The 10,382-nt window shown below is 67.1% G+C and carries 11 protein-coding genes; 6 read left to right on the top strand and 5 right to left on the bottom strand.

Annotated elements, in window-relative coordinates; genetic code table 11:
• Positions 1-19: 19 nt before the first annotated feature.
• Entirely contained in the window at positions 20-244 is a 225-nt protein-coding gene (locus VFL64_RS01295; RefSeq protein ID WP_489538568.1) for a hypothetical protein, read from the bottom strand.
• A 220-nt stretch (positions 245-464) separates the two neighbouring features.
• Here VFL64_RS01295 and VFL64_RS01290 point away from each other — a divergent pair, with 220 nt between their 5' ends.
• From VFL64_RS01290 to VFL64_RS01280, 3 genes are all read left to right on the top strand, one after another.
• Positions 465-1,664: an integron integrase gene (locus VFL64_RS01290; RefSeq protein ID WP_489538567.1), complete on the top strand. Its 1,200-nt coding sequence runs from the start codon at positions 465-467 to the stop codon at positions 1,662-1,664.
• 56 nt (positions 1,665-1,720) lie between these two features.
• Positions 1,721-4,948 (top strand): error-prone DNA polymerase, encoded by a 3,228-nt coding sequence (locus VFL64_RS01285; protein ID WP_489538566.1) that lies wholly within the window; start codon positions 1,721-1,723, stop codon positions 4,946-4,948.
• A gap of 143 nt (positions 4,949-5,091) precedes the next feature.
• Positions 5,092-5,280 (top strand): hypothetical protein, encoded by a 189-nt coding sequence (locus VFL64_RS01280; RefSeq protein ID WP_489538565.1) that lies wholly within the window; start codon positions 5,092-5,094, stop codon positions 5,278-5,280.
• Positions 5,281-5,352: 72 nt separating this feature from the next.
• On the opposite strand, the gene VFL64_RS01275 is transcribed toward VFL64_RS01280, so the two are convergent.
• Complete coding sequence (locus tag VFL64_RS01275) at positions 5,353-6,024, bottom strand: hypothetical protein (RefSeq protein WP_489538564.1); 672 nt, start codon at positions 6,022-6,024, stop codon at positions 5,353-5,355.
• 120 nt (positions 6,025-6,144) lie between these two features.
• On the opposite strand from VFL64_RS01275, the gene yaaA reads away from it, so the two are divergent.
• From yaaA to VFL64_RS01260, 3 genes are all read left to right on the top strand, one after another.
• Positions 6,145-6,939, top strand: a complete 795-nt coding sequence (yaaA, locus tag VFL64_RS01270; RefSeq protein WP_489538563.1) for a peroxide stress protein YaaA — start codon at positions 6,145-6,147, stop codon at positions 6,937-6,939.
• Complete coding sequence (locus tag VFL64_RS01265; RefSeq protein ID WP_489538562.1) at positions 6,936-7,787, top strand: 2OG-Fe(II) oxygenase; 852 nt, start codon at positions 6,936-6,938, stop codon at positions 7,785-7,787. The genes yaaA and VFL64_RS01265 overlap by 4 nt, the downstream gene beginning before the upstream one ends.
• A 136-nt stretch (positions 7,788-7,923) precedes the next feature.
• A complete protein-coding gene (locus VFL64_RS01260; protein WP_489538561.1) occupies positions 7,924-8,118 on the top strand; it encodes a hypothetical protein in 195 nt (64 codons plus the stop codon).
• Positions 8,119-8,179: 61 nt separating this feature from the next.
• On the opposite strand, the gene VFL64_RS01255 is transcribed toward VFL64_RS01260, so the two are convergent.
• From VFL64_RS01255 to VFL64_RS01245, 3 genes are all read right to left on the bottom strand, one after another.
• Positions 8,180-8,704: a hypothetical protein gene (locus VFL64_RS01255; RefSeq protein ID WP_489538560.1), complete on the bottom strand. Its 525-nt coding sequence runs from the start codon at positions 8,702-8,704 to the stop codon at positions 8,180-8,182.
• A gap of 149 nt (positions 8,705-8,853) precedes the next feature.
• Positions 8,854-9,498, bottom strand: coding sequence for an NAD(P)H-binding protein (locus VFL64_RS01250; protein ID WP_489538559.1), 645 nt, complete (start codon positions 9,496-9,498; stop codon positions 8,854-8,856).
• Positions 9,499-9,534: 36 nt separating this feature from the next.
• A partial coding sequence (locus VFL64_RS01245) for a helicase-related protein (protein ID WP_489538558.1) occupies positions 9,535-10,382 on the bottom strand: 848 nt, incomplete at its 5' end.

The following is a 10,382-nucleotide window of genomic DNA, read 5'->3' as shown; positions in this document are numbered from 1 at the left end:
TACAGTCGCGCCCCACTCCTCACCCCACAGCGACCACCCGACTCAGCAAGCGCAGCCGTCTCGCTGCTGCGCGTGTCAGCCACCACGCGTAGATCTCTCGATCCCATTGCCCGCCGGCGGCGATGATGCGGCGGCGTGATTCGGTGTCGTTGGGATCCGCGCGCACGCACAGCAGTTGATCATCGGGTTGGCGTCGCTGGATGGGCGTCTGCTCCACCAGCAGCTCGACGGTCGTGTAGCGCATTCGGCCTTCTGCGTCGTGGCGGTGTCGCACGCAGACCAGTGCGCGGCCGTAGCGCAGTGCAAGCTTGCGGGCTCCTGGTTGCTGGGGGGATAGCTTCTTGATCACGAAGGTGCGGTCCCACGCGGGTGGCATGCATGTTCTCCCTGCAAGAGTAGTTATGTAGGATTGGCTTGATGACTGTATGGACGTACAGTAACATGCATCCATCCGTTGACCTGCCATGAGCTCCGCATCCCGCACTTTGCCCCCCTTGCAGTCCGAGCGGCTGCTCGATCAACTCCGCGAGCGTGTTCGCTACATGCATTACAGCCTGCGCACCGAGCAGGCCTATGCGTATTGGGTCGATGCCTTCGTGCGTTTTCATGGCATGCAGCATCCGGCTGACATGGCCGGCGGTGAGGTGGAGGCCTTCCTGTCATGGCTCGCCAATGAGCGCAAGGTGGCGCCCGCCACGCACAAGCAGGCCTTGTCGGCGCTGCTGTTTCTCTATCAAAAGGTGCTGGGCCAGGATCTCCCCTGGATGACCGAGATCGGCCGCCCCAAGGAGCGCGTGCGTTTGCCGGTGGTGCTCACGCACGACGAAGTGCTGCGCCTGTTTCAGCACCTGCCCGAAGAGCATCGGTTGATGGGCCAGTTGCTCTACGGCACCGGCATGCGCATCATGGAAGGCGTGCGCCTGCGCGTGAAAGATGTCGACTTTGCGCGCCGCGCCATCGTCGTGCGTGAAGGCAAGGGCGCCAAGGACCGGGTGGTGATGCTGCCGGCCTCGCTCGCGCCGGCCTTGCGCGATCAGCTGACACGCGCGCGGCGCCTGTGGGCCTCAGACCGCGCGGCCGGGCGCGCCGGCGTTCACATGCCCCATGCGCTGGCCCGCAAGTACCCGCGTGCCGATGCCTCCTGGGCCTGGTTCTGGGTCTTTCCGCAAACCAGCCTGTCTTTCGATCCGCGCGCAGACCAGCCCACCGAGCGCCGGCACCACGTGCAGGAGCAGAACTTCCAGCGTGCCTTCAAGAAGGCGCTGGCGCAGGCCGGCATCGTCAAGCCGGCCACACCCCATACGCTGCGGCATTCGTTCGCCACGCACCTGCTGCAAAGCGGTTACGACATCCGCACCGTGCAAGAACTCTTGGGCCATGCGGATGTCAGCACCACCATGATCTACACCCATGTGTTGAAGGTGGGTGGCGGCGGTGTGCGCAGCCCGCTCGATGCCTTGGCTGGCGTAGATGCCCTGGGGCTGCGTCATCCGGAAGCGGCTCACACGCCGCCAAGCACAGCAGGCCCTGGTGACAGCCTCGGTGATGATGGAGACGACTTCGGCGGCAGCGGCTGGCCGCAACACCCGCTGCGTGTGCGCATGCCCGTGGCGCAATACCTGGTGACCCGCGCGCCGGCTCCTCGCCTGGCGGCCTTGGGCTGAGTTCGCCGCGCGGTGGCCCGGGTCCGCTCGATGATGTGCAAGCAAGGCCATCGCTCATGCCATCGCCCTCAACCGCACCCCGCATGGCCCTGCCGGACTATGCCGAGCTCCACTGCCTGAGCAACTTCAGTTTCCTGAGAGGAGCTTCGCGGCCTGAAGAACTGGTGGAGCGTGCGCAAGCCATCGGCTACAGCGCGCTCGCCATCACCGACGAATGTTCCCTGGCCGGCGTGGTGCGCGCCCATCACGCCGCGAAGGAACGCCAATTCCACCTCGTCATCGGCAGCGAAATGCGCCTGCATCTGCCCGATTCCGGCCGCCCCCATGCCCACCTGGTGCTGTTGGCGCAGACGATGCGTGGCTACGCCAACCTTTCGCAGTGGATCACGGTCGCGCGCAGCCGCGCGGGCAAGGGGAGCTACCTCGCGCATCCGGGGGACCTGGAAGGCAAGGTTCCCACCGCCCCCACGCTGGCGGGCCTGCCCGGTTGCCTGGCCCTGCTGGTGCCGAACGCACGCCAGCCGCTGCAGGAGGTGCTGGACCACGCCCAGTGGCTCAAGACCTGGCTGCAAGAGCGCGCCTTCCTTGCGATCGAGCTGCGCGATGAAGGCGGTGACGAGCGCCTCGTCGACATGGCGCAGCAAGCCTCCCACATCACCGGCCTGCCCATCGTCGCGGCGGGCGGTGTGCTGATGCATGTTCGCTCGCGCAAGCCCTTGCAAGACGTGCTCACCGCCACGCGGCTCAACCGCCCGGTGGCGCAGTGCGGCCATGCGCTTTCGCCCAACGCCGAGGCGCATCTGCGCCGGCGTGCGCGGCTGGGGCGCCTGTACCGGCCCGAGTGGATGGCGCGCAGCGTCGAGTTGGCGCAGTCGTGCACCTTCAAGCTCAGCGAGCTGAAGTACACCTACCCGCACGAGCTGGTGCCACACGGTCACACGGCAACCAGCTACCTGCGCAAGCTCACGTTCGAAGGAATCCGCAGGCGCTACCCCGGGGCGCTGCCTGCCAGGGAGAGCCTGCAGCAGATCAAGACCGAGCTGAGGCTCATCCGCAAGATGGAGTATGAACATTACTTCCTCACCGTGGCCGAGATCGTCAGCTGGGCGCGCGAGCACGGCATCCTCTGCCAGGGCCGGGGCAGTGCGGCCAACTCGCTGGTGTGCTTCTGCCTCGGCGTGACCGAGGTCGATCCCAAGCGTGGCGCCACGCTGCTCTTTGGCCGCTTCGTCAGCATGGAGCGCAATGAGCCACCCGACATCGACATCGACTTCGAGCACCAGCGTCGCGAAGAAGTCATCCAGCACATCTACGCCAAGTACGGCCGCCACCGCGCGGCGCTCACGGCCGTCGTCATCCGCTACCGGCCGCGCTCGGCGCTGCGTGATGTGGGCCGCGCGCTCGGCATCGACCTGCAACGCATCGAGGCCGTCTCCAAGAGCGTGCACTGGTTCGACCCGCAGGTCGAAGACGAGCGTTTGCGCGACTGCGGCTTCGAGCCGCAGTCGCCCACCGTGCGCCTCTGGCTCGAACTCACGCACCAGCTCATCGACACGCCGCGCCACCTGAGCCAGCACCCGGGCGGCTTCGTCATCGCTTCGGAAGACGTGTCGAAATGGGTGCCGGTCGAGAACGCGGCGATGGAAGGGCGCAGCGTCATCCAGTGGGAGAAGAACGACCTCGAATCGCTGGGCCTGATGAAGGTCGACATCCTCGCGCTCGGCATGCTGAGTGCGCTCAGGCGCTCGCTCGAATGGCTCGCCCGCAAGCTCGGCCGCCAGGTGCACCTGCACGAGCTGCCAGACGCACCCGACGATCCCACCTGGGACATGATCTGCGCCGCCGACACCGTGGGTGTGTTCCAGATCGAGAGCCGCGCGCAGATGAGCATGCTGCCGCGCCTGCGGCCGCGCGTGTACTACGACCTGGTGGTGGAGGTCGCCATCGTGCGGCCCGGCCCCATTCAGGGCGGCATGGTCCACCCCTACCTGAAGAACCGCAACCTTCCCGACGAGCAGATCGACTACCCCGGCAAGCTGAAGACGGCGTTGGGCCGGACCAAGGGCGTGCCCATCTTCCAGGAGCAGGTGATGCAGATCGCGATGCTCGCGGCCGACTTCACCGAGGGCGAAGCCGACCAGCTACGCCGGGCCATGGCCGCCTGGAAGCGCGACGGCGACCTGCGCCCCTTCCACGACAAGCTCGTCGGGCGCATGGTCAAGAACGGCTATGAAGAGGCCTTCGCCGAACGCATCTTCAAGCAGATCCAGGGCTTTGGCGAATACGGCTTCCCCGAAAGCCACGCCGCCGGCTTTGCGCTGCTGGCCTACGCCAGCAGCTGGCTCAAGTGCCACCACCCGGATGCCTTCCTGACCGGCCTGCTCAACAGCCAGCCCATGGGCTTCTATGCGCCGGCGCAACTGGTGCGCGACGCGCGCGCGCATGGCGTGGAGGTGCGCGAAGTCGACGTGAACATCAGCGTCTGGGAGTCTTCGCTCGAAGGGCTGCCCCTCCACCTTGGCGGTCCGAAAGAGGAGGGCGCCGCAAGCTTCCACGCCCCCTTGCGGCCGGTGCGCCTGGGCCTCGACAGGGTGTCGGGTTTGTCGGTCGACGCAGCCGAGCGCATCTTCACCGCCCGCGCGAACGCGCCTTTTGCCAGCGTCGAAGACCTGGCCCGCCGCGCGCAGCTCGATGCCCGCGAACTCAAGGCCCTGGCCCAGGCCAATGCCTTGCAGGCCTTGAGCGGCCATCGCCATCAGGCAGCCTGGGCGGTGGCCGGCATCGACACGCGGCCCACGGCCATGCTGCGCGCCACGCGGGTGCATGAAGCCCCGGCCATGCTCGCCGCGCCCGCCGAGGTTGAAGACATGGTGGCGGACTACCAGTCGCTGGGGCTCACGCTCAAGCGCCATCCGCTGGCCATGCTGCGCGAGCAGCTCAGGGCCTTCAAGGTGCAGACCGCCGCCGAGCTGCGGCATTGCCCGCATGGGCGGCTCGCACGCGCGAGCGGCCTGGTCACCCACCGCCAGCGCCCACCCACGGCCAAGGGCACCATGTTCATCACGCTCGAAGACGAGACCGGCGCGATCAACGTGGTGGTGTGGCCGAAGGTGGTCGAGGTGCAGCGCCAGCCCTTGCTCGCCTCCAGCCTGCTCACGGTCTACGGGCAATGGCAGCGCGAAGGCGACGACCGCTTTGCGGTGATGCACCTGGTGGCTGTCAAGGCGATCGACCATTCGGCGCTGCTGCAAGGGCTGGTGAGCCGCAGCCGCGACTTCAAATGAAGTACGGCTCCACGTAGGACGCCGCCGACACGCAAACCCGCTTCAGGCTGAGGGACACCGCGCGCGGCCGTTTCTACAGTTCGTCGCAGCGGTTCACACGAGACCGCTTGGCAGCAAGCAACAGACAACCCTCAGGAGCCCCCATGAAGATCCAGTCCACTCTCTACGTGCTCATCGCCGCGTGTTCCCTGGCCATGGCCGCATGCCAGCCGGCCGAAGGCCCGGCCGAGCGGGCCGGCAAGGCCGTCGACAAGGCAGCCCAAAAGGCAGGGGATCAGATCGAGAAGGCCGGCGACAAGGTGAAGGACGCCGTCGACGACGCAAAGAAGTGACGTGAGCCTCAAGGCCCGGGCTCGGAAGGTGTGAATGAATGGACCCGGTGTGGCGGGTCCGTTCACACCTTCTCAGACAAGCTCGGGCGTGGCCACTGCCGCCTTGCGCGCCTTGCGGGCGGGCTTGGGCGGCATGGTCATCTCCAGCGTCGCGTTGTGCTTGGGCGCGATCTCCGCGCCGCGCAGCACATGCTTGAGTTCACGCGCACCGCCCAGCACCACGATCAGCGGGCAGCCCACCTGGCGCAGGTTGCGCGGGTGCTTGGCTTCGGGCAGCCACAGGATGGGCGTGGCACCCCATGCGGCTGCAGCCTGCATCAGCGGCGCGACCGGGTCGGTTCTGAACTTCTTGCCGTTCGGGCCGACCAGGATGGATTCGCCTTCGATCAGGTCATTCCAGCCGGCGTCGTTGAAGCCCTGGATGTCGATCACGAAGCGCACGCCGTCGGAGCGGATCACCGCCACCGGGATCACGCCTCCCTGGCGCACGGCCTTGTCGAAGCGCACGGCCCACTGCGTCGGGAAGCTGAGTGAACGGCGCGCCTTGCGCAGCACGCGCTGCGGCCGCTCCTGGATCTCGGTGAAGGCCATCAGCGCCAGGCCGAGCACGGAGCCCAAGGCACCCGCGGCCGCCACTTCCCACCAGCTGCCCCAGGTGATGCGCATGACTTCGATCCCACCCACCAGGAGTGCGAAGCCGAAGAGCATCTTTCCGAGCCAGGAAACGAAAGGGTGGTTGCGCATGGCTGCTGATGTTGAAAGGCGGGGGCTGCGGTAAGCAATTCTGTCAAAGGTGTCTGGCCGCACAAGAGACGGATTGCACAGTTCGCAGTGCGATCTGCACACGTGGATGAAAATCCGCGCATGCACTTTCTGATCTCCCCCGCGAAAACCCTTGACTACGTCAGTACCCACATCACTCCAGCCACCACGCGCCCCCGTTTTCTCGACGATTCGGCCGAACTCATTGCGGTGCTGCAGCCCAAGACGGTGGATGAGATCGCCGAGCTGATGAGCCTGTCGCAGCCGCTCGCCGAGCTCAACGTGGCGCGCTACGGCGCCTGGTCGCGCCGCTTCACCGAGCGCAACAGCAAGGCCGCGGTGATGGCCTTCAATGGCGACGTGTACGAGGGCCTGAACGCCCCCACGCTTAGCGCCGAAGATCTCGACTGGGCGCAGGCCCACGTCTCGATCCTGAGCGGGCTCTACGGCCTGCTGCGCCCGCTCGACCGCATGCAGCCGTATCGCCTGGAGATGGGCACGCCGCTGGGCACGGCGCGCGGCAAGAACCTCTACGAGTTCTGGGGCGACACGCTCACCCACCAGCTCAACCGCCAGCTCGGGTCGAAGAAGCCCATCGTCGTGAACCTGGCCTCGCAGGAGTACTTCCACGCCGTGCGGCCCAAGCAACTCAAGGCACGCGTGATCGAGTGCGTGTTCGAAGACTGGAAGGGAGGCGCCTACAAGGTCATCAGCTTCTTCGCCAAGCGTGCGCGCGGTCTGATGCTGCGGCATGCCATCACGCAGCGGCTGGAGGCCCCCGAGGGGCTGACGAAGTTCAGTGCCGAGGGCTACCGTTTCGACGGCGCGGTATCCGAACCCGACAGGCTGGTTTTTCGCCGCCGCGTGGAGCACGATCCGGCAGAATCAAACGCATGAGCGCTCAAAACGTCACCCCCGAGCTGAAGCAGTGGATCATCGACCAGGCCAAGGCCGGCCGTCCGCCGGACGACGTGCTCAAGTCGATGATGGCCAGTGGGTGGGATGAAGACGTTGCCTTGTCCGCGCTGGAAGACACGCTTTCCGGCTTCTTGAAAGAACACGCCAAGGCCAACGGCCTGCCCGAGCCGGTGCGCGTGCCCGAACCGAGCATCCTCGACGCACCCAACTCGCTGCTGGTCGACGGACACGAGATCAAGATCGTGATGACCCTGCGCAACCCGCGCGTCATCGTGTTCGGCAACTTGCTGTCGCATGACGAATGCGACCAGATGGTCGACCTGGCGCGGGCGCGCCTCGCTCGATCGGAGACGGTGGTCACGGCCACCGGGTCGAGCGAGGTGAACACCGCACGCACCAGCGACGGCATGTTCTTCGGCCGGGGCGAGAACGCCTTGTGTGCACGCATCGAGGCACGCATCGGCGCCTTGCTCGGCTGGCCCGTCGAGAACGGCGAAGGCCTGCAGGTGCTGCGCTACCGGCCAGGTGCCGAGTACAAGCCGCACTACGACTACTTCGACCCGACACAGCCCGGCACGCCCACCATCCTCAAGCGCGGTGGCCAGCGCGTCGGCACGGTCGTGATGTACCTCAACGAGCCGGAGCGCGGTGGCGCCACCACCTTCCCCGACGTCAACCTCGAAGTGGCGCCCGTCAAGGGCAACGCGGTGTTCTTCAGCTACGACCGGCCGCATTCCATGACGCGCACCTTGCACGGTGGTGCGCCCGTCCTGGCAGGCGAGAAATGGGTAGCCACCAAGTGGCTGCGCGAAGGGCGTTTCGACTAACGGTCAAAACGCGTGGCTGCAAACCTTGAGCCAAACTGAATGAGGGTGAATCCTGAAGAAATGGCGTCAACCGCCTTCTTCAAGGGACCGTTGTGGCTGGGAGCACGAAGCTCTTAACCACTGCAAAGGAACCCCCATGAACAAGATCATCGCTGCCCTGATTGCCGCCACCTTCTCCCTGGGCGCTTTCGCGCAGGCCGCTTCGGCTCCCGCCGCTGCTGCACCGGCTGCCAAGCCCGCTGCCGCTGCCAAGTCGGAAAAGCCTGCCAAGGCCGAGAAGAAGTCGTCCAAGAAGGCCAAGTCGTCCAAGAAGGCTGCTTCGGCCGCCTGAGCGTTTCGCTCTCCCAATGAAAACCCGGCCGAGGCCGGGTTTTTTCATGGGCAGATGAGGCTCAGGCGCGGCGACGGGGTGCGTGGTCGACCAGTTCGCCGGGCTGCGTGGGGCTGTGGCTCAGGCCGGCGAAGGGGCGGCTGAGTGCGATGCGCATCCATTTGCGCTGCTCCCAGGTTTGCGGCCCTTCGAGCGGCCATTGTTCGACGCGCGCAGCGAGTTCAGAGCGCGGCATGCGGGCGTACGACGGTGTTCCCGGACGCAGCAGCCACAAGCTGCGGCGCAGCCGGGTGGGCAGGGAAGCCTTGCTCTCCGGCACCCAGTAGACGCATTGCTTCTCGGCCCAGAAACTCAGGCGCTCAAAGTTCACGCGGCCGGCAAAGCCCGTTTCGGCCGGCAGCAGGATGTGTTCGTCGGGCAGTTCGACCAACGCAAACAGCAGGTCGCCTGGCGTGTCGCCATGGCCACGGTGAACGAAGATCACGCGCTCGATCTGCGCGGCGGGAAAGCGGTCGACTTCGGTTTCATCGCGGTAGACAACCAGGTCCGGGCCCTGCCAGGCCGTGTTCCAGGGGGGGCTGCTCATGAGACTTTCTCCACAGTTTTGGCAGAAGACCTCAGTTGTAAGCGCTCGCGCATGCTGCAGCGCGACAACCTGCAAGCAGCCAAGGTCTTTTGGGCCCCTCGCGAAACACTTGGTGACAGTTTCGGGGGCGCTCCCCGAGCAGCCAGCCCTCAGTAGAGCGCGCCTGAGCGCAGCACGGTGAGCCCCGGCTGGGCGCTGCTGACAGCCCGCAGCAGGGCCTGGGCGACTTGGCTGGCCGGGATCGGCCGGACGCTGCGCGGCAGCCAGCCGAACAGTCGGCCCCCCCACACCTCGCCGGCGCGCACCGGTTGGCCGAGCGCGTGGCGGTCGCCCAGCAGCAGCGAGGGCTGAATGATTACCACCGACGCATAGCCGAGCGAGGCGACGGCCTCCTGCATCTCGCCCTTGACGCGGTTGTAGAAGACGCGCGAATGCGCATCGGCGCCCAGGGCCGAGACCACGCCCAGCCGGGTGGCGCCGGCGGCCCGGGCCGCGCGGGCGGTGTTGACCACCGCGTCGAAGTCGACCTGCCGGAAGGCGGCTTGCGAACCCGCCACCTTGATGGTGGTACCGAGGGCGATGAACACGTCGTCGACCGGCGGCAGTGCGGGCAGGGCCTGGAAGTCGACCACATGCAGCTGCAGCTGGGGGTGCGTTTGCGGGCTGGGCCGGCGCACCAGGGCATGCACGCGCGAGTAGGGCGCCGCCAGCAGCAGGGGCAGCAGAGCCTGGCCGACGAGGCCGGTGCTGCCTGCGATGAGGGCGGCGCGGGAGGAGGGCGTGTCAGTGGCCATGGCGGCCACTGTAGCCATTTGCGCCGGCCGGTGGGCTCAGCGCTTGGGTTGCGTCAAACGCGGTTGCGGCTTGCTGCCGCCATCGCGCCGCGGCTCGGGGCGCGGGCCTTGCGGGCGGGCGCCGGGCTGCGCGGGGCGAGCCGCGGGTTGTTGCGCGGGGCGACCGCCGCCTTGGCCGTCGCGCGCAGGCGGGCGCTGCGACGACGATGAGCGGTTGTCCCCATGGCGCGGCTCATGGCCACGGCCGGCGTGCTGGCCGCCGCGTCCGCCACCACCGCCGCCGCCGCCACCATGGCGATGGCCACCGCGGCTGGCACCCACGCCGATCGTCATGCGGCCGAGCACGATGGGCTCGGGGCGCTCGTTGGGGCTGGGCTCGAAGCCGGGGATGACTTCCTTGGGGATCTCGCGCTTGATCAGCTTCTCGATGTCGCGCAGGAAGCCGTTCTCGTCCACGCACACCAGCGAGACCGCCTCGCCCTGCGCGCCGGCGCGGCCGGTGCGGCCGATGCGGTGCACGTAGTCCTCGGGCACGTTGGGCAGCTCGTAGTTGACAACGTGCGGGAGCTGGTCGATGTCGATGCCGCGCGCGGCGATGTCGGTCGCCACCAGCACCTGCAGGTCGCCGCTCTTGAAGTCGGCGAGTGCCTTGGTGCGCGCGCTCTGGCTCTTGTTGCCATGGATGGCCATGGCGCTGATGCCGCTCTTGAGCAGGTGCTCCACCAGGCGGTTGGCGCCGTGCTTCATGCGCGTGAATACCAGCACCTGGTGCCAGTCGTTCTCCTTCACCAGGTGAACGAGCAGATCCTTCTTCAGTTCGCGGCCCACCGGGTGGACCTTCTGCGCGATGGCGTCGTTGGTCTGGTTGCGGCGGGCCACTTCCA

The organism is Rhizobacter sp. (genome assembly GCF_035702065.1).
Classification (GTDB): Bacteria; Pseudomonadota; Gammaproteobacteria; order Burkholderiales; family Burkholderiaceae_C; genus Rhizobacter.
Note: the sequence above shows the minus strand (reverse complement) of the source record. Positions and strands in the feature narration are given on the sequence as shown.

Coding starts and splice junctions, on each gene's coding strand:
- VFL64_RS01295 (WP_489538568.1), bottom strand. CDS start 244: ATGCGCTACACGACCGTCGAGCTGCTGGTGGAGCAGACGCCCATCCAG.
- VFL64_RS01290 (WP_489538567.1), top strand. CDS start 465: ATGAGCTCCGCATCCCGCACTTTGCCCCCCTTGCAGTCCGAGCGGCTG.
- VFL64_RS01285 (WP_489538566.1), top strand. CDS start 1,721: ATGCCATCGCCCTCAACCGCACCCCGCATGGCCCTGCCGGACTATGCC.
- VFL64_RS01280 (WP_489538565.1), top strand. CDS start 5,092: ATGAAGATCCAGTCCACTCTCTACGTGCTCATCGCCGCGTGTTCCCTG.
- VFL64_RS01275 (WP_489538564.1), bottom strand. CDS start 6,024: ATGCGCAACCACCCTTTCGTTTCCTGGCTCGGAAAGATGCTCTTCGGC.
- yaaA (WP_489538563.1), top strand. CDS start 6,145: ATGCACTTTCTGATCTCCCCCGCGAAAACCCTTGACTACGTCAGTACC.
- VFL64_RS01265 (WP_489538562.1), top strand. CDS start 6,936: ATGAGCGCTCAAAACGTCACCCCCGAGCTGAAGCAGTGGATCATCGAC.
- VFL64_RS01260 (WP_489538561.1), top strand. CDS start 7,924: ATGAACAAGATCATCGCTGCCCTGATTGCCGCCACCTTCTCCCTGGGC.
- VFL64_RS01255 (WP_489538560.1), bottom strand. CDS start 8,704: ATGAGCAGCCCCCCCTGGAACACGGCCTGGCAGGGCCCGGACCTGGTT.
- VFL64_RS01250 (WP_489538559.1), bottom strand. CDS start 9,498: ATGGCCACTGACACGCCCTCCTCCCGCGCCGCCCTCATCGCAGGCAGC.